General features: G+C 68.9%; 16 protein-coding genes and 1 pseudogene. 7 read left to right on the top strand and 10 right to left on the bottom strand.

Going from position 1 to position 18,413, the window contains the following annotated elements; translation table 11 throughout:
* Nucleotides 1-88: 88 nt before the first annotated feature.
* Nucleotides 89-226, top strand: a pseudogene (locus QSV35_RS20065) (DnaB-like helicase C-terminal domain-containing protein); the annotation flags it as partial.
* Nucleotides 227-292: 66 nt separating this feature from the next.
* Here the strand turns inward: QSV35_RS20065 and QSV35_RS01410 are convergent.
* Genes QSV35_RS01410 through QSV35_RS01380 form a run of 7 tightly spaced genes read right to left on the bottom strand, consistent with a single transcriptional unit; the run spans nt 293 to nt 8,038 of the window.
* On the bottom strand, nt 293-1,300 hold the full coding sequence (locus tag QSV35_RS01410) for a sugar phosphate isomerase/epimerase family protein (protein ID WP_286285939.1): 1,008 nt from the start codon (nt 1,298-1,300) through the stop codon (nt 293-295).
* The gene (locus QSV35_RS01405) at nt 1,297-2,238 is read right to left on the bottom strand and encodes a sugar phosphate isomerase/epimerase family protein (RefSeq protein WP_286285937.1); all 942 of its coding nucleotides are present in this window, start codon (nt 2,236-2,238) and stop codon (nt 1,297-1,299) included. Before QSV35_RS01405 ends, QSV35_RS01410 begins: the two co-directional genes overlap by 4 nt.
* Nucleotides 2,239-2,263: 25 nt before the next feature.
* Nucleotides 2,264-3,091, bottom strand: a complete 828-nt coding sequence (locus tag QSV35_RS01400; RefSeq protein ID WP_286285935.1) for a carbohydrate ABC transporter permease — start codon at nt 3,089-3,091, stop codon at nt 2,264-2,266.
* On the bottom strand, nt 3,088-4,050 hold the full coding sequence (locus QSV35_RS01395; protein WP_286285933.1) for a carbohydrate ABC transporter permease: 963 nt from the start codon (nt 4,048-4,050) through the stop codon (nt 3,088-3,090). The genes QSV35_RS01400 and QSV35_RS01395 overlap by 4 nt, the downstream gene beginning before the upstream one ends.
* Before the next feature lie 4 nt (nt 4,051-4,054).
* The gene (locus tag QSV35_RS01390) at nt 4,055-5,368 is read right to left on the bottom strand and encodes a sugar ABC transporter substrate-binding protein (RefSeq protein ID WP_286285931.1); all 1,314 of its coding nucleotides are present in this window, start codon (nt 5,366-5,368) and stop codon (nt 4,055-4,057) included.
* 49 nt (nt 5,369-5,417) lie between these two features.
* On the bottom strand, nt 5,418-6,914 hold the full coding sequence (locus tag QSV35_RS01385) for a GMC oxidoreductase (RefSeq protein WP_286285929.1): 1,497 nt from the start codon (nt 6,912-6,914) through the stop codon (nt 5,418-5,420).
* A 2-nt stretch (nt 6,915-6,916) separates the two neighbouring features.
* Nucleotides 6,917-8,038 carry a Gfo/Idh/MocA family protein gene (locus tag QSV35_RS01380; RefSeq protein WP_286285926.1) on the bottom strand — a complete coding sequence of 374 codons (1,122 nt, stop codon included), beginning with the start codon at nt 8,036-8,038 and terminating at the stop codon, nt 6,917-6,919.
* A gap of 122 nt (nt 8,039-8,160) precedes the next feature.
* On the opposite strand from QSV35_RS01380, the gene QSV35_RS01375 reads away from it, so the two are divergent.
* Nucleotides 8,161-9,342, top strand: a complete 1,182-nt coding sequence (locus QSV35_RS01375) for an ROK family protein (protein WP_286285925.1) — start codon at nt 8,161-8,163, stop codon at nt 9,340-9,342.
* A 199-nt stretch (nt 9,343-9,541) separates the two neighbouring features.
* Nucleotides 9,542-10,528, top strand: a complete 987-nt coding sequence (locus tag QSV35_RS01370; RefSeq protein ID WP_286285922.1) for an aldo/keto reductase — start codon at nt 9,542-9,544, stop codon at nt 10,526-10,528.
* Between the two features lie 40 nt (nt 10,529-10,568).
* Here QSV35_RS01370 and QSV35_RS01365 read toward each other — a convergent pair whose 3' ends face one another.
* On the bottom strand, nt 10,569-11,765 hold the full coding sequence (locus QSV35_RS01365) for an ROK family protein (protein WP_286285920.1): 1,197 nt from the start codon (nt 11,763-11,765) through the stop codon (nt 10,569-10,571).
* 85 nt (nt 11,766-11,850) lie between these two features.
* Here QSV35_RS01365 and QSV35_RS01360 point away from each other — a divergent pair, with 85 nt between their 5' ends.
* From QSV35_RS01360 to QSV35_RS01350, 3 genes are all read left to right on the top strand, one after another.
* Entirely contained in the window at nt 11,851-13,140 is a 1,290-nt protein-coding gene (locus tag QSV35_RS01360) for an MFS transporter (RefSeq protein ID WP_286285919.1), read from the top strand.
* A gap of 1 nt (nt 13,141) precedes the next feature.
* Complete coding sequence (locus QSV35_RS01355; protein WP_286285917.1) at nt 13,142-14,671, top strand: carboxylesterase/lipase family protein; 1,530 nt, start codon at nt 13,142-13,144, stop codon at nt 14,669-14,671.
* A 142-nt stretch (nt 14,672-14,813) separates the two neighbouring features.
* Entirely contained in the window at nt 14,814-15,527 is a 714-nt protein-coding gene (locus tag QSV35_RS01350; protein ID WP_286285915.1) for a DUF4328 domain-containing protein, read from the top strand.
* A 9-nt stretch (nt 15,528-15,536) separates the two neighbouring features.
* On the opposite strand, the gene QSV35_RS01345 is transcribed toward QSV35_RS01350, so the two are convergent.
* Together QSV35_RS01345 and QSV35_RS01340 are read right to left on the bottom strand one after the other, a co-directional pair.
* Nucleotides 15,537-16,010 (bottom strand): tetratricopeptide repeat protein, encoded by a 474-nt coding sequence (locus QSV35_RS01345; protein WP_286285913.1) that lies wholly within the window; start codon nt 16,008-16,010, stop codon nt 15,537-15,539.
* A 34-nt stretch (nt 16,011-16,044) separates the two neighbouring features.
* Nucleotides 16,045-17,253: an MFS transporter gene (locus tag QSV35_RS01340; protein ID WP_286285910.1), complete on the bottom strand. Its 1,209-nt coding sequence runs from the start codon at nt 17,251-17,253 to the stop codon at nt 16,045-16,047.
* Between the two features lie 206 nt (nt 17,254-17,459).
* Between QSV35_RS01340 and QSV35_RS01335 the strand changes: the two genes are divergently transcribed.
* Nucleotides 17,460-18,329 carry an aminoglycoside phosphotransferase family protein gene (locus QSV35_RS01335; RefSeq protein WP_286285908.1) on the top strand — a complete coding sequence of 290 codons (870 nt, stop codon included), beginning with the start codon at nt 17,460-17,462 and terminating at the stop codon, nt 18,327-18,329.
* Nucleotides 18,330-18,413 lie beyond the last annotated feature (84 nt).

Here is an 18,413-nt window from a genome sequence, read left to right as displayed (position 1 = left end):
AGGCCCGCCGGCATCCCGCGAAGCGTCCCGACGACGCTCCCGTCGTGGCGCCGGGGGCCGACATCGCCGCGTCCGTCACAGGGTCTTGCGTGCCCTGGCGGAGCGACGCGGCAAGAAGCAGGCACTCTCCGACCTGCGTGAATCGGGCTCGATCGAGCAGGACGCCGACAGGGTGATCCTGCTGCACCGCGGGGCCGCCTACGAGAAGGACGGCTCGCGCGCGGGGGCTACGCCCCCTCGCCTTGCGTCGGCACGTCCGCATCAAGCCCTCGAGGACTGAGCGCCGGCCTCGTCACTGATTGCTGAAGGCGGCGTCGAAGGATGCTGCGGGCTGCGGCCATAGCAGCGACCTCACGTAATCCACCGCCTGGGCGGCGCCATGCAGGCGGTCCATTCGAGCATCCTCCCACTCGATCGAGATCGGTCCGGTGTATCCGATCGCCTCGAGCGCGCGGAACGCATCCTCCCAAGGGACGTCGCCGTGCCCTGTGGACACGAAGTCCCAGCCGCGGCGGGGGTCACCCCACGCGAGGTGGGAGCCGAGCACGCCGGCGCGCCCGTTCTGCGGGCGCATCCGCGTGTCCTTGCAGTCCACGTGGTAGATGCGAGTCTGGAAGTCCCAGATGAACCCGACCGGATCGATGTTCTGCCACATCATGTGTGATGGATCCCAGTTGAACCCGAACGCCTCGCGGTGCCTGATCGCCTCGAGGGTGCGCACGCTGGTCCAGTAGTCGTAGGCGATCTCGGACGGGTGCACCTCGTGCGCGAACCTGACCCCTTCCGCGTCGAACACATCCAGGATCGGGTTCCAGCGGTTCGCGAAGTCCTCGTAGCCGGCGTCGATGACGGATGCAGGCACGGGCGGGAACATGGCCACGTACGGCCAGATGCTCGACCCGGTGAACCCGACGACGGTGTCCACGCCGAGCTTGCGCGCGACCCGCGCCGCGCGCTTCATGTCGTCGGCCGCACGCTGTCGCACGCCCTCGCCGTCCCCGTCGCCCCACACGTACGGACGCACGATCGCCTGGTGGCGAAAGTCGATCGGGTCGTCACACACCGCCTGCCCGGCGAGATGGTTCGAGATCGCGTAGACGTTCAGCCCGTGGCGGTCGAGGATGTCGAGGCGCGACTGCACGTACTCCGGATCCGCTTCGGCCCGCTGAAGGTCGAGGTGGTCGCCTGACGCCGCGATCTCGAGGCCGTCGTACCCCCAGGAGGCGGCGAGCCGCGCAACTTCCTCGAAGGGCAGGTCGGCCCACTGACCGGTGAACAGGGTGACGGGGTGCGTGCTCATGAGGCCATCGTCTCGCGCACCCAGCGTGCTGTGTAGTGGGCGCTGTCGACCGGGTCCATCGACGCCCGGTCGACCTCGATCAACACCCAGCCCCCGAAATCGTCAGGCAGAGCCGACATGATGTCGGGCAGATCGAGGTCTCCGAGTCCCGGCTCCTTGTAGAGGCCGAGATCGGTGGCGCGCTCGTAGGTGAGGCCCTCCTCGCGGCTGCGCCGGGCTATGCCGAGGTCGAGATCCTTGAGATGGACATCCTGCACCCGGTCGCCCCACGTGGCGAGCGCGGCCTTCGCGTCGATGCCGGCCCACTCCAGGTGGCCGATGTCGAACGCGGCGCCGAGACGCGACGCGCCGATGCTGTTCAGCACGTGTTCGTACTCGGCTTCGGTTTCGATCCACGTCCCCACGTGATTGTGCAGTCCGGGCCTGACGCCCTCGGCGTTGAGCACATCGACTGCCTCGTCGATGAGATCGGTGAGCTCGTCGAGACGATCCTGAGAGAAGTCGTATCCGACCGCGGGGCGCTGCCATCGGATGGCATCCTGATTCACCTCGGCCGCGAGGAAGATACGCGACAGGCCCATGTAGTTGGACTCCTCTGCCTTGCGCCGGACCGAGTCGAACCAGTGGATGCGTTCGTTGGTGCCGCGCTCGAGACGTCCGCCGTGCTCGGACGCCAGCGGCACCTGCACGTAGCCCGGCGCGACCTTGAGGTCCGCATCCTTGATCATCGCCTCGTAGTTCTGCAGCGTCTGCGTCTCGAGCACCTCGAGCATCGTGGCGGCGAAGCCGGCATCCCGGATCGCACGCAGCACGCCGGGATATTCGGCGATGAAGGTGGGATCGGTGAAGCGCCACAGGCTCTCGCTGTCGAGATCGTCCGGGTCGGCCTTCACATTGATCCACTGAATCGCGTTGAGTGCGAATTTCGCGTCTTTCATCTGCACGAGGAGACAGCCTTTCTGACTACTTGAGGCCCGCCGTGGCGACGCCCTGGATGAAGTACTTCTGGAGAAAGAGGAACAGGATGAGGATCGGCAGCAGGACGACCATGGAACCGGCCAGGAGCACGCCGAAGTTGATCGTGTTGGACGCCTGCGAAGCGACCGCCAGTCCGACGGGTGCCGTGTATACGTCCTGCGACTGCGCGACCACCAGTGGCCACAGGAAGTTGTTCCAGGCTGAGAGGAACGACAGGATCGCCACCGTCGCGAGACCGGGGCCGCATAGGGGCAGGAACACGCGGAAGAAGATCCGCGCCTCACCTGCGCCGTCCAGGCGTGCGGCCTCCATGAGCTCGAACGGCACGCCGTGCGCGAACTGTCGCATGATGAACACGCTGAGCGGCATGACCAGCAGCGGCAGCATGATCGCGATGAGGGTGTTGACCAGCCCCATCTGCACAACGATGACGAACTGCGGCACGAACAGCGCGACGTAGGGCACGATCATCGACACGATCACGAGGGGGAAGACGAATCTCTTGCCGCGGAATCGCAGCTTCGCGAGGGCGTATCCCGCCATCGCCGCGAAGAGGACGTTGGCGAGCACGACGACGACGGCCACGATGATGCTGTTCGCCATGTACGTGCCGAAGCCGCCGTCGGTGAACAGCTTCACGTAGTTCTGCACCTGGAACGACGTCGGGAGCCAGGCCCCGGGGTCGTGGAAGAACTCGGCCTGTGTCTTGAACGAGCCGAAGAACACCCAGACGAAAGGCAGCAGCATGAGCACCGTGATGACGGTGAGCGCCGTGTAGGTGAGGGCGAGACGGGTGGGCGATGTCTTGTTCAATGCTTCGGCCTCAGCATTCGGAACTGGATGACGGCGACGACCCCGACGAGGATCAGCAGCACCACGGAGCCCGCCATGGACGCCGAGATGTTGCCGAAGCCGAACTGCTGGTAGACCCACAGCGCGATCGACGTGGTCGCGCTCAGCGGCCCGCCCTTCGTGAGCAGGAACGGCTCCTCGAAGATGTTCAGGAACGACACCGTCATGAGGACGGTGACCAGCAGCGTCGTCGGACGCAGCAGGGGAAGCGTGATCGACCACAGCCTGCGGGCGCCCGACGCCCCGTCGGTCTGCGCCGCTTCGTATATCTCTTCGGGCACGGCCTGCAATCCGGCCAGGAACAGCACCATGCACGTACCTGCGGTACGCCACACGCCCATCATCACGACGGTGCCGAACGCCCACTGTGGCTGCCCCAGCCAGTTGACGGCCTCGATGCCGATGTTCGAGAGGGCGTTGTTGACCGGCCCCGAGATCGAGAACGCGTACTGCCAGATGACGGCCGCAGCCACGATGTTCGTGATGACCGGAGCGTAGACCGCGGCGCGGAAGAACGTGCGCAGGCGCCGGATGGCGCTGTTGAGCATGACGGCGAGCGCGAACCCGAGCGCCATGCTCAGCGGGACGCACAGCACGACGAACAGGACCGTGTTCCAGAACGCCCGCTGGAAGCTGGGGTCGGCGAGGATCGAGCCGTACGATGCGAGGCCGGTGATGTTGACGTCGAACGGGTTGCGGATGTCGCGAGCCCGCATGTCGGTGAGGCTCGTGCCGAAGGCGATGATTGTCGGGATCGCGGTGAAGACCACGAAGATCACAAGGAACGGCACGAGGAACAGCCACGCGGTGGCCGTCTCGGAGCGGGAGCCTTCCTGGATGCGACGGGCCGGGCCGGTCCCTCTGGGACGTCCGTCGGACGCCCCAGAGGTGACCATTGCCCGCGTGGCGGTCACAGACATCGGTCTATTGCTTCCCAGCGACGCCGATGGCTTCGGCCTGCTTCTGCGCCTCGTCGAGGGCCGCCTGGGCGGTCACACCGCCGCGGACGACCTTCTCCATCTGCTGACCGATGATCTGCCCCACCTGGTTCCACGTGGCGACGTTCGGCTGAGCGACGCCGTAGTTCAGCGCCTCGTGCACCTGGTCGAGCATCTTGCCCTTGAGGGCCGGGTCGTTCCACGCCGTCTTCAGCGCCGGCATGTTGCCGAAGATCTTGAACCACTCCACCTGCTGCGGAGCCTCGGACATCCACCGCACGAACTTCCACGCGGCATCCTTGTTCTTGGCGTCCGTCGGGACCATCCAGCTGCCGCCGCCGGTCGTCGCGCCCTTGCCGCCCGAGGGGCCGGACGGGTTCTGCGCGTACGTCATGTGCGCGTCGTTCCAGCCCTGGCCGTTCGCGCCATCGAACCACGACGCGAACCACGGGCCGCCATCGACGATCGTGGCGGACTTGCCCGAGCTCATCCACGGCACCGTGTCGAGGAAGGCAGGGCCGTCGGCCGACGAGAGGCCCGACTTGATGAGACCCGCCCAGTAGTCGAGCGCCTGGACGACCTTCGGGTCGTCGAGCGTCCACTTGGTCTTGTCGGCGTTCAGGAACGAACCGCCGTTCTGCGCCGCCATCACCTGGAGCTGCCCGGCGGAGTACTTGTCGTAATTGACCGCCAGCACCAGCGGGTCGGCGACGCCGGAGTCCTTGAGCTTCTGGGCGAATGCCTTCTGCTCGTCCCACGTCGCAGGCGCGGCGGTGATGCCCGCCTTCTGGGCGAGATCGCTGCGGTAGATCAGCATGTTCGCGTACGTGTACCACGGAACGCCGTACTGCTTGCCGGCGGTCACGGAGTTCGCCCAGATACCCGGAAAGAAGTCGGACTCGTTGACGAGGCCAGCGGGGACGGTGTCGAAGCCGCCCGTGGCGAGCAACGCGGCCTGGTCTTCCGTGAAGCTGAAGATGAGGTCGGGCACGGTGCCCGCGGTGATCGCGGCGGTCATCTTGGACGCGAACTGGTCCTGCGGCACCTTGGTCAGCTGGATGTCGACGTTCGGATTGGCCTTCTTGAACTCCGCGATCATCGTCGGCAGCTTGTCGCCGTCGGCGCCCTCTGACCAGAGCTGGACGGTGCCGGTGGCGGGTTTGTCGTTGACTGCGGGTCCGGTCGACGCGCTGCTGCTGGTGTCTCCGCCGGACCGGCCGCAGCCGGTGAGCATCAATGCGGTGGCGAGGACTGCGACGCCGAGCGTCGTCGCTCGGCGTCGCGTGGTCAGGTGAGTCATCCTGATCAGCTCCTTAATGGTGTGTGGTGGGTGTTTCGGGTGGACAGGGTCAGTTGGCGGCGACGAGCGCGCGCACGATGCGGATGGTGAGCGTCGCGCCGGTGAGGGTGGAGTTGCAGGTCAGTGCGGTGGGAACCACGCCGTTGCCGAGCAGGAAGAGGTTGTCGAAACCCCACACGCGCCCGTCGGTGCCGCACACGCTGGTGCCGTCGTCGACGGGTCCCATGCGAACGGTGCCGGTGTAATGCAGAGATGCTCCGGGCGGCAGCAGTTCGCCCTCGCGCTCTCCGAAGTCGCCGATCGCATTGGCGGCGGCGCGCTGCACCTCCTTGGTGCGCTCGATCACCTCGAGGTCCTTTGCGGAGTACGAGAAGTGCACGGTCATGTGCGGCATCCCGAGAGAATCGGTGAGCTCCTCGGAGAACTCGATGCGGTTCTCAGGGCGGATCTCCGTGACGCAGTACCAACCGACCCCCAGCACGTGGCCCATGCCGTCGACGTCACGCTCCATCAGCTGGCCGTGCGCGGGGCGGGCCTCGCCGATGGACGGGCTCCAGTAGGACCCGATGAACGGCTCGCCGTCGGGCGGGGTGGGGATGTCGGCATCCGTCAGCCCGAACCGGGTCCCGTCGATGACGACGTCGCCGTCGATCGATGCGTGCTCGTTGAGGCGAACGCCCAGAGCATCGGGCCGGATGTCGGAGGCCCACAGCAGCTGCGGGGTGCGCAGCGCGTCCGCGGCGATCACGTACTGACGGCCGGTGTACACGCTCTCCTCTCCAGTGACGACGTCACGCCCGGCGATCCCGGTGACGACTCCGCCCTCGTGCAGCACGCGCGTGGTGAGCACGCCGGTCACGAGGGTGACGTTCGGGACACTGCCGTCGAAGAGGAATGGCGCGATGTCGCGGGGGCCCGTGCGCGCGAACGGCCGGTCGGGGTGCGCAACCCCGGCCATCGGCATGTAGCCGAACTGGCGGTCGGGGTCCGGGCTCGGCACAGCTTCACGCAGGGCCGCGAACATCGGCTCGGTGAAGGGGTTCGACCATCCCCCCGACAGCAGCGGTCCGTTGTAGGTGCGCAGGTGCCTGCGGGCGGTCTCGAGGTCGGCTTCCCATTCGTCGCGAGGCAGGAAGTCGGGGATCTCGTGGGCGTATGGCCACGGCGTCGCGCACGTCCAGTGCACGCCCATCCCGCCGATGTTCCATGCGATGGAGGCGCCCGGGAATTCGGCGAAGTTGTGCCCGAGGAAGGCCGCCGGGAAGACGCCGGTCATGTCTGCCGCCCAGCGGTCGCCCTCGATGTCGTTCATCGACACGGCACCCTTGACGTATTCGATCTGACGGGCGCGACGCATGAGGTCCTCGTACGACGCGTTCATCGCGTTCTCGTCGGCCTCGACGAGGTGCTCGCCGTCGTGTGCAGTGATGTGGCGACCCGCTTCGACCACGAGAATCGACGCCTCCGGCAGGTCCTCGTGCAGTTGTGCGGCAGCGATGGCGCCGTTGATTCCGCTGCCGACGATCACGTAGTCGTAGGTGGGCATCGTCATTCTCCTGTCTCGATCCAACGGCCGCTCGCGGCGGACTCCAGCACGGCTTCGGTGAGGCGTGCGGCGCGCAGCCCGTCCGCGAACACCGGCATGCCTTCGGGCGCCTCGCCTCGCACGGCGGCATAGGCATCGGCGATGAAGTTGTCGAAGGCGTCCTGGTAGCCCATCGCGTGCCCGGCCGGCACCGGCTGCAGGCGCGCGGAGTCGGGGGCGGCGGTTGCCGGATCGCGCACGATCACGCGGGACTCGGTCCGTCCGCCGAGCCACAGGCGCTCGGGGTTCTCCTGGTCGAACCGCAGGCTCTCGTTCGAGCCGTGCAGCTCCACGGTGAGCGCGTTGCGGCGGCCGGCCGCCATCTGCGAGATGAGCAGAGTGCCGATCGCGCCCGAGGCGGTTTCTACGAGGATCGCGACGATGTCCTCGTTCTCGACCGCGCGGCCGCCGCGCTCGTCGAAGATGCGCCGCGTGCGGGCGCTCAGCCGCACGATGCGCTCCCCGGCGATGAACTCGAGGAGGTCGCACAGGTGCGAGCCGATGTCGGCGAACGCGCGCGACGATCCGCCGGCCGCCGATGTCGCCCGCCAGTCGTCATCGGTCGGCAGTAGCATCCAGTCCTGCAGGTATCCGGCGTCGACACTGAGGAGCATTCCGAGGTCTCCACGAGCGACTCGGGCGCGGGCCTCGCGCACCATCGGGTGGTACCGGTAGACGAAGGGGACGGCGGCGACGAGCCCGGCTGCATCCGCCTGCGCCGTCAGCGCCTCAGCATCGGCGACGGCGACGGCGAGCGGCTTCTCGCAGATCACGTGCTTGCCCGCCGCAAGCGCGGCCGCGGCGAGCAGCGCGTGCGTGCCGTTCGGGGTGCAGATGTGCACGATGTCGACGTCAGGCGACGCGATGAGTTCATCGGCGCTCTCGGCGGCGGCCTCGAAGCCGAGTTCGTCGCTGTACGCGGCGGCTCGCGCCGGTGTCGAAGCGGCGATTTCGGCGAGACGTGCGGCGTTCACGCGTGCAGCGTGGGCGTGGACACGGCCCATGAATCCGCCGCCGATGATGCCCGCGCTGATGGCGGTGCGGGTGTCCGCGTCAATGCGGCTGGGGCTGACTTCCGTCGTCATACGGCTCATTCTGATCCAACCCCATGATCTTTTGCAAGCCTTTCGTCAAAAGTCAGAGGTTCGGCACCAAAAGGTTCTCGAGCTTCGTCATTTCATCCATCAGCTGTGGTTGACTTGCGCGCATGGTCGATGCAGCACGCGCCGGGGCGCCAGGGATGGGCGCCGGAGAAGTGTTCCAGATCTTCCGAGACGGGCGCGCGCGAACCAAGGCGGAGATCGCGACCTTGACCGGGCTCGCCCGTTCCACAGTCGCACCCCGCATGGACGCCCTTCTCGCTGCCGGCTTGTTGAAGCCCGCAGGCGAAGCGGTATCCACCGGAGGCCGTCCGCCCGCGCGCGTCGCCTTCAACGCACTCGCTGGGCTGGTGCTGGCGATCGACCTCGGCGCCACCCACGCGACCGTCGCGGTGGCGGACCTCAGCGGAAGCATCCTGGTCTCGACTACACACGGCGTCGATATCGCCGCGGGCCCTGAACCCGTGCTTGACCAGGTGCTGGCCGAGGGCGTGGAACTGCTGCGAAGAGCGCCGGACGCGCCGCTGGTCGGTGTCGGCATCGGCGTTCCCGGGCCGGTCGAACATTCGACCGGCATGCCCACGAACCCGCCGATCATGCCAGGCTGGGACCGCTTCAACGTCCCCGCCTACGTGCAGCGGCTCTTCGCCGTGCCGGTGCTCGTCGACAACGACGTCAACATCCTCGCGCTCGGCGAGCAGGCGCTCAGCTGGCCGGGCGTGCAGGATCTCGTCTTCGTCAAGGTCGCCACGGGCATCGGCGCCGGGATCATCTCCGGGGGTGCTCTGCAGCGGGGCGCCCGAGGCTCGGCGGGCGACCTCGGCCATGTGCAGGTGCCGTACAGCCATGACTCGCCCCGTCCTCCGGAGGACGAACGTGACCTCGAGGCCATCGCGAGCGGACCGGCGATCGCCGCCGAGCTCCGCAACGACGGGATGGATGCCATCAGCGCCGCCGACGTAGTACGGCTCGCACGGAGCGGGGATGCCGCCGCGGGCGCAGCCGTACGCCAGGCTGGGCGGGAGGTGGGTGAGGTGCTCGCCACGGTCGTCAACCTGCTCAACCCGCGCGTGATCGTCATCGGAGGGGCGGTCGCGCACGCCGGCGAGCATCTGCTGGCTGGGGTGCGCGAGGTCGTATACCGGCGCAGTATCCCACTCGCGACGCAGCACCTCGCGGTCGTGCAGTCGCAGGCAGGCGAGACCGCAGGCGTTCTTGGCGCCACGATCATGGTTACCCAGCAGGTGCTGTCATCGGAAGCGGTCGAGGAGTGGGTCGCGCGCGCCTGACGGTCGCTGGAAGCCGCGCTACCGCCGCACTCACGCCGCCCGCCGTGTGGTGTCCGCCTCGTCGAACACCACCCACTCAACCCCGCGGGACGAGGGAGGCCTTCGCGAGCGGGGTACCGACAGGGCATCCCACGCGGGAGTGGTCGCGCGTAGCGTCGACGGCATCGACGACTCCGCTGACGGCGAGGAAGGACTGATCATGCACACGCGCACACTCGGACAGGGGCTCGACGTCTCGGCCGTGGGACTCGGCTGCATGGGGATGTCGCAGAGCTACGGGCCCAACCCCGGCGACCGGGCCGAGATGATCGCGGTGCTCCGGTCCGCCGTCGACCTCGGCGTCACGTTCTTCGACACCGCCGAGGTCTACGGTCCGTATGTCAACGAGGAACTCGTCGGCGAAGCACTCGACCCGGTCCGCGACCGGGTCGTGATCGCGACGAAGTTCGGGTGGGACATCCAGAACTGCAAGAGCGTCGGCCTGAACAGCCGGCCCGAGCAGATCCGCGCCGTCGCGGACGCCTCGCTGAAGCGACTGCGCACCGAGGTGATCGACCTCTTCTACCAGCACCGCGTCGACCCCGCCGTGCCGATCGAAGACGTCGCCGGCACTGTCGGCGAACTCGTCGCCGCGGGCAAGGTGCGCCATTTCGGACTCTCCGAGGCATCCGCCGTCACGATCCGCCGCGCGCACGCCACGTTCCCCGTGACCGCGCTGCAGAGCGAGTACTCGCTGTGGACCCGCGATCCCGAAGCCGCGATCCTGCCCACCCTCCTCGAGCTCGGCATCGGGTTCGTGCCGTTCAGCCCGCTCGGCAAGGGATTCCTCACCGGCACCGTCGACGAGAACACGTCCTTCGCCGACGGCGACATCCGGTCGACGATCCCGCGCTTCACCGCGCAGAACCGCGAGGCGAACCACGCCCTGGTCGCGCATGTCGCGGCGCTGGCCTCCTCGAAGGGAGCGACCCCCGGGCAGGTGGCGCTGGCATGGCTGCTCGCACAGCAGCCGTGGATCGTCCCGATCCCCGGCACCCGCCGCACCTCCCGCATCGATGAGAACACGGGTTCCACCGCCGTCGCCCTGTCCGCCGACGAGCTCGCCGACCTCGACACCCTCGCCCAGCGGATCGGCGTGCGAGGCGACCGCTACAACCAGGCCCAGATGGGGTACGTGGACCGCTGAGCCGCCTCCGGCGCCTCGCCGCGACGCCTCCGCACGAGCCCTAGACCCACTCCTCTGCTGCCGGGTCGCCCGTGAGGAACGGATCGGACAGGACGAGCTCCTGCGCCGCGGCGAGGGCGCCGCGGATGACGACCTCGTCCCCGAGCAGACCCTGCGCCGTTGGCACCCGGGTGTTGCCGACGTGTGCCGGGAGGATCCGTGGCGCCAGCGAGGCTCCCGGTCCGGTGAGGACGACCACCTCGGGGTTCAGGAGCGACGCGACGATGTCGCCGAGCTGCTCGAGCGCGGTCGCCGCATCCGCCAGTACTGCGGTCACGCGTTCGTCTCCGCCTGCGGCTCGGAGGTCGAGCTCGGCGGCGTACTCCGCCTTCGTCGTCGTCTCCAGGATCTCCGGCTCGCCGAGCAGCTCGGCGAAGCGGAGCAGGGAGACCGAGCGCTCCGCGCACCCCCGAAGTCCGCAATTGCACTCGACGCCGTGCGGGTCCAGCACGGTGTGCCCGAACCCGGGGGCGGTCGCTGCTCCTCGGATGAGCGCGTCGTCGATGACCGCGCTCCCGCCGAGACCTCGTCCGAGGAAGAGCACGACGGCGTTCGCATGGCTGCCGGCCGCCCCGAACCGTGCCTCCGCGAATGCAGAGAGGCTGCCGTCGTTGCCGACCATCGGCTCCGGCCAGCCCCGGTCTCTCAGGGGCGCGAGCAGCGGGGCGGCCGACTCTCCCACCCACTCGAGTTCGGTGGCGCCGATGCCGTCGAAGCGAATGCCGCCGGGCAGTGCGATGACCACGCGGGGCGCGCCGGACGGGCGCACGCGGCCATCGATCGCCTCGTCGATCGCCGCGAGGATGGCGGATGCGGCGTGCTCCACCGACGGGGGAGCCGGGAAGGAGCGCACCGCTCGCCCGAGCTCGCGACCCCGCAGCGTCGCCGCGCGCGCCTCGACCTGTCCCCGCTCGAGGGACACACCGACGATGTCGGCCCACTCATCCGCGAGCTCGACCGCGCGCTTGGGACGACCGCGCGTGCGCGTGGGTGCGGCGTCGCCCTGCACGAGGATCTGCGCGTCGAGCAGCTCGTTGACGAGCGAGCTCACGGCGGCGATGCCGAGGCCGGTGCGGGCGGCGATGTCGTTCTGGCTGCTGCCGGGCTCCGTGCGGGCGACGTCGAGCACGCGGTGCAGGTTCTCCCGACGGATGCCGGCGAGGTCCGTTCCGCGGCCGCGATCAATGGAAGTGCGCATAGCCCTTGACTTTTGTTTCGGTCTCCGAAAATAATACGTGAAGCCGCTCAGCACCCGACTGAGCACAACGACGAGGAGGTCGCCGATGTCCGACACTACCCAGCCTGCTGGCATCCAGCAGTCCGCCGCACCCGCAACGTCTGCGGGCGCACCGAAGATCATCGGAGGCGCGCGCTTCGTTGTGACGTTCTTCCTGGCGAACGCCGGTATGTACGCGATCTTCCAGGGGATGCAGCAGATCGTGCTCCCCACGCAGATCGCGGCGATCGACCCGTCCGGCAAGGTAGCCGCGTACGGCATCCTGGCATCCATCGGCGCCGCGGCCGCGGCGATCGGCAACCCAGTTTTCGGCGCGCTCTCCGACCGCACCCGCAGTCGCTTCGGTCGCCGTGCGCCATGGCTGCTCATCAGCGCGATCGTCGCGCTCGTCCTGCTGGCGATCCTCGGCGGGATGACGAGCCTGTTCTGGCTCGCGGCCGCGTATCTGCTCGTCATGGTGACGATGAGTGCCTTCCAGGCCGTCATCACCGCCGTCATGCCCGACCGTGTGCCCGCCCAGCGCCGAGGCTTCGTCTCGGCCATCGCCAGCTTCGCGTTGGCGGTCGGCGTCATTTACGGGCTCAACGTCGCACCCGTCTTCATCGCCACCCCGGTCCTGGCGTACCTCCTGATCGGCGCGCTGCTGATCGTCGGCACCCTGCTGCTCGTCTTCCTCGCCCCCGACCCGACGGCGAAGCTGGATGCGGAGCAGAACGTCGCCGAACGGCAGTCCATCCGCCACTTCTTCACGGCGCTGCGCGACCACGACTTCGCTTGGGCCTTCTGGTCGCGCGCGACGATCATGATCGGGTACTGGACGGTCTCGACCTACCAGCTCTACACATTGACCGACTACATCGGTGCGAAGAATCTGCCCGGCGGCAATGCAGCGACCGCGGTCGCCCTGCTCGGCACGATCAACCTCGCCGTCTCGGTCGTGGCATCCCTGGTCTCCGGTCCCCTGTCTGACCGCCTCGGCCGCCGCAAGGTGTTCGTCATCGTGGCATCCTTCGGCATCGCGGCCGGTGCGCTCATCCCGGCGATCTGGCCGACCTGGACCGGCATGCTGGCCTACTCCGTCGTGGTCGGGCTGTTCTTCGGCGTCTACATGGCCGTCGACCAGGCGATCATGACCCTCGTGCTCCCGGACCCCGAGAACACAGCGCGCGATCTCGGCCTTCTCAACGTCGCGACGACCGGGCCGCAGATCGCGGGACCGTTCCTGGCAGCCCTCGTCATCCTGCTGACCGGCGGCTACGCCCCGCTGTTCATCTTCACCGCTGTCGCCGCTGCGCTCGCGGCGTTCTTCATCGCCCCCATCCGGAAGGTTCGCTGATATGCCATACACCACCGTCACCGTCGACTCGGGAGAGCTCCGCGGCATCGACAACGCGGGCGTGCGCAGCTTCCTCGGCGTGCCGTACGGCGCCTCCACCGGCGGGGCGAACCGGTTCCGCCCGCCGCAGCCGGTCGAGTCCTGGGACGGAGTCCGCGACGCGCTCGTCTTCGGCCCTTCGGCCCCGCAGGCCGACACCCGGCTCACGGAGGGTGCGCGTGGGGAGAAGCTCCTGTCTCTCCTCTATCCGCGCACGGGATCGCCTGTCGAGGGATCTCCCATGGATGAGGACTGCCTGCGGCTGAACATCTGGACGCCGAGCACGCCGTCCGCTGACGGGCTCCCGGTGCTCGTGTGGCTGCACGGCGGCGGGTTCACGCACGGCTCCGGCAACGAGATGGCCTTCAACGGGGACGTGCTCGCCGCGGCGGAGGACATCGTCGTCGTCACGGTGACCCATCGCCTCGGGATCCTCGGCTTCATGGACCTGCGAGAGTTCGACGAGGCGGGCTCCGCGAACGCCGGCATGCTCGACATCGTCGCGGCGCTCGAATGGGTGCAGCGCAACATCGCGGCCTTCGGCGGCGATCCCGCCCGGGTCACGATCAGCGGTCAGTCAGGCGGCAGCGCGAAGGTCGCGACGCTCGGTGCGATGCCCGCCGCCGAGGGGCTCTTCGCCCGGTCGATCATGATGAGCGGCCCCATCGCGCGCGCGAACAAGGCGGATGCGGCAGCATCCCTCCGTGCTGACGTGTGCGGAATGCTCGGCGTGACCTCGTCCGAGGAGCTGCGGGCGATTCCCCTCGAGCGGCTCATCGAGGCGCAGGCAGAGGTGTTGCGCCGAATGCCGCTCGAGCCCACGGGCGACGACGGGCGGGTCTCCTTGGAGGGGATCGCCGGGTTCGCGCCGTCGCTCGACGCTCGTGATCTGCCTCGCGATCCGTTCGGGGATGACGCTCCGGCCGCGCTCGCGGACAAGGCGCTCCTCATCGGCTGGACGACCCACGAGGCGGGCATGTTCCTCGCGAACGATCCGACGTTCGGCCCGCAGATGACGGCGGGGGATGCGGCGGCGCGGGTCGCGGCGATGCCCTTCGGCGCTTCGTACGACGAGCTCGCGGCGGCTCACCCCGATGAGCCGCCGTTCCTCCTCTATGCGCGGCACTTCAGCGCGCAGATGTTCCAGGTGGGCGCCCGGACGATCGCCGACCAGGCCGCCGACCGCACGGCTGATGTGTGGGCTTATGAGTTCCGGCAGCCGACGGAAGTACTCGGCGGCATCCTCGGCGCCTGCCACAGCCTCGAGCTCGCCTACGTGTTCGGCACGGTGGACCGCGTTCCGCTCACCGGGCGCAGCCTCGACCGCCTTGCCGTCTCGCGCGACATGATGCGCGCGTGGGCGGCGTTCGCCCGCATCGGCGACCCGGGCTGGCCGCGGTGGTCCTCCGGCGACCGCGTCGTCCATCCGTTCGGCACGACGTACGGACCAGATCTCTCGTTGCCGGACGATCTCGATCTGGCTGCCGCCTGATGTGAGGCGTGTGCGTGGTGCGATCCCCGCACCACGCACGTCGGCGTCGATCCGTGAGAGCGCACGGGCACCGCTGCGGAATTCATCCGACTGCTATCGTTCGGGCAGCGCTTCGCCATCACCGCCGATCACGAGGACTCTCATGAGCGACCCTGTTCCTCCTCAGCCCGAGCCCTCGTACGGACCGCCCGCCTATCCCCCGCCCCCGCAGCCGCAGTACGGCGCACCGATGTACGCGAGTGGCCCCGGCGCATGGCTGGTCCGACCGCTGCGCGGCATCGGCGGGGCCACCCGCGGGCTGATCGTGGCGTACGCGGCGCTGTCCGGGGTGACGATCATCGTCAACCTCTGGGGAATCGTCTCCCTCAACGCGTACAGCACCGGGCTGGTCGGGATCGACGCCCTCGAGGCGTACGACGCGATCTCGAGGCCGGTCAGCATCCTGTCGCTGCTCGTCCTCCTGGCATCCGGCGTCTGCTGGATGGTGTGGCAGTACCGCGCCGCGGCCTCCCTTCCCGCCGGCTCCCTCCGGCGATCGCCCGGCTGGCACGTCGGATCGTGGTTCATCCCGATCGTCTCGCTGTGGTTCCCGTTCCAGAACGTCTCGGACATCGCGCGCAGTTCACGAGCCGACCTGGACGGTGGGATCCGGGGAATCTGGTGGGTGCTGTGGATCGCGGGCAACCTGACCAGTGGGATCGGCGGACGGATGCTGCTCACCGGCAACTCGCTCCCGGGCTTCATCGCCGGCTTGACGATCTCTATTGTCAGCGATGCGCTCGTCATCGTCGGCGCGGTCTTCGCCTGGATCGTCGTCGCACGCATAACGGCGGCCATCGACCCCAGCGCTCGCTGACCGCCCGTCTCAGTCCGTGAGGTCGGCCGCGTAGGCGGCGAGGGCGCGGCCGTAGCGAGGCAGGTGTACGGACAACGCTGTGAGGGCGGTCTGCAGTGCCGCATCCGCGCGACCCACGCTGTGCAGCGCAAGTGCGAGGAAGGCGGCGGGGGCATCGCCGAGCTCGGGGGCGTCGAGGTTCTGCAAAAGCTCTATCGCCTCGTCGAACCGCCCCAGGTTCCGCAGAGTGCTCGCCAGCTGCAGCGTCACCTGATGCGCGGCGATCGGCTCCAGACCGATCTCGAGTGCACGGCGATACGGGCCGACCGCATCCTCCTCGAGGCCCAGTGCGTCATGCACACCACCCCACTCGGCGAGCGCGTGGGCGTCGCCCGGGGGACGTTCGTCGACGAGCACGCGCATGGCGGCGAGCATCCTCGGTGCGTCGCTGTCGTCGAAGCGCGCCCAGAACTCGTCGACGCGGGTCTGCCAGTCGTCCGTCACGCGATCATTATCCATTCGCTACGCCACGGACTCGCTACGCCACGGATTCGTCGACCCGACGGAGGGCGCGTCTGCCGGCCTGGGCGGAGCCCAGCATCCCGATCGCTCCGCACGCGACGGCGGCGATCGTGATGCCTGCCGACGTACCCGCCGCACCGAGGATCTGCCCGGTGAGGATCGTCCCTCCCGCGTTGCCGACGGCGAACGCCGAGATGACCCACGCGTTCGCCTCGTTGCCGTGATGCGCATCCACGAGCGCGGGCGTGAGGGCGAACACCTGCGTGAGCAGCACGGGGAGGAGGAGCCCGGAGATCGCCGCGAACGTGAGCCACAGCCACACCGGGGCCCCGAAGAACGCGGTCGGCAGATACAGGGCGGCCATCATGACGCCGAGCCGCCGCACAAGGCGCTCCGGCGCCGCCCGGAACGGGAACCGCGCCGTCAGGAGGGCACCGGTCAACGCGCCGAATCCGTTGAGCGCGATCGCCCACGACGAGATGGAGGGATCGCCCGCCATCTCGGCGTAGGCGGTCGCGTTGATAGTCAGCGCGCCGACCGGGGCCGCGATCGCGATGACGAGGATGAGGAGACGGACGAACGGGGCGCGCAGCAGCGGGGATCCGTGTGCGCCCTCCGGCTTGATCGGATCGGTGCGACGGATGCGGGGATGCGCGGCGAAAGCGACCGCGCCCACGAGGCCGGCGGCCGCCATCGCGAAGACGTTCCCCGCTGCGCCGAACACGAGGATGCCCACCGCCGTGAGCAGCGGACCGATGACGAACGCGAGCTCCTGGACCGCCGCATCCACGGCGTACGCGGAGTTCCGCTCGACCGGATCGAGGAAGAGGACCGTCCACAGACTGCGCAGGACGGACTCGAGGGGCGGGGTCGCGAGGCCCGCCACGAGGACCGCCCCGAGGGCGAGCCACGGCAGCGACGCGACGGTGAACGCCGTGACGACGAAGCCGATGGTCGCCGCGACCGCCGCGCCGACGAGCACGGGCCGCCGCCGCCCGGTCCGGTCGACCACCCGCGCGAGGACGGGTTGACCGATCATCCCGCCGAGGATGTAGGTCGCCGTCACCGTCGATCCGAACGCGTATCCGCCGCCTGCATCCACCACCAGCCGTACGAGGGCGAGTGCCGCCATCGACGACGGCAGCCGTCCGACGAACGACGTCGCGAGCAGATACGGGACGCCGGATCGGCGGAGGACAGTGCGCACGGGAATCCATTCCAGCATGCGGGCGATGGTGCGCGGACCCGTCCGGGGTGAGCCGAGCCCCTCACTGACCCCAGGGGCGGTGCCGGCAGGCCTGCCGCGCCGACTGCTCGGCGAGGTCGACCATCAGCAGCTCCGTCACGGGTGGAGCACGCCACCAGCGGCACATGCAGCGTCACCAGGGTCGGCGCAGCCCGCCGCCCATCCGGTCCGGCAGACTGAGGCAGGTGGAGATCACCGCGGCCCTCGTGAGCGAGCTCGTCACCGCGCAGTTCCCGGAGTGGGCGGGGCTGCCCGTCAGGCCGGTGCCGGCGCAGGGATGGGACAACCGGACGTTCAGGCTCGGCGACGACCTGTCGGTCCGGCTGCCGAGCGGTGAGGCTTACGTCCCCGGGGTCGCGAAGGAGGAGCGCGTGCTGCGTGCGCTCGCCGGGCGGATGCCGGTGGCCATCCCCGAGCAGCTCGCGTCGGGCGCGCCGGGAAGCGGCTACCCCTACCCATGGTCGATCCGCCGGTGGCTGCCGGGCGAGACCCTGACCGATGCGAGGGACGTCGACCGGCGAGCGCTCGCGGCGGATCTCGGTGCCGCGCTGCACACCATCCGTGGACTTCCGACGGATGCGGGACCCGCGGCCGGTGCGCACTCCCACTTCCGAGGCTGCCATCCGAGCGCCTACAGCGATCAGGTCGACATCGCCCTCGAGCGGCTCGGAGCGCGTGTCGATGCGACGCTGTGCCGCGAGATCTGGCTCACCGCGACGACCAGCGCGTGGCCGAGCGCGCCGGTCTGGTTCCATGGGGATGTCGCTTCCGGGAACCTTCTGGTCGAGGATCGGCGCCTGTCGGCCGTGATCGACTTCGGCACGTGCGGGATCGGTGATCCCGCGTGCGACCTCGTGATCGCGTGGACCTTCTTCGAGGGCGGCGAGCGGCAGGAGTTCCGCGGGGCCGCCGGACTGGATGATGCGACGTGGCAGCGCGCTCGTGGCTGGGCGCTGTGGAAGGCGCTCGCGACGATGGCGGGCCTGTCGAGCCCCGACCCGCAGCGACTCCACGACCGCGTCCTGACCGAGGTGCTCGCCGACCCGATCGTCTGACGAGCTGGGCGCCGACGTATCCGGGACGCGGTGGGGCCCGCCGGGCCGGGTCTTGACACCTAGAATCTCTATGCCTAGATTTCC

Source organism: Microbacterium candidum (genome assembly GCF_030315975.1).
GTDB classification, from domain to species: Bacteria; Actinomycetota; Actinomycetes; order Actinomycetales; family Microbacteriaceae; genus Microbacterium; species Microbacterium candidum.
Note: the sequence above shows the minus strand (reverse complement) of the source record. Positions and strands in the feature narration are given on the sequence as shown.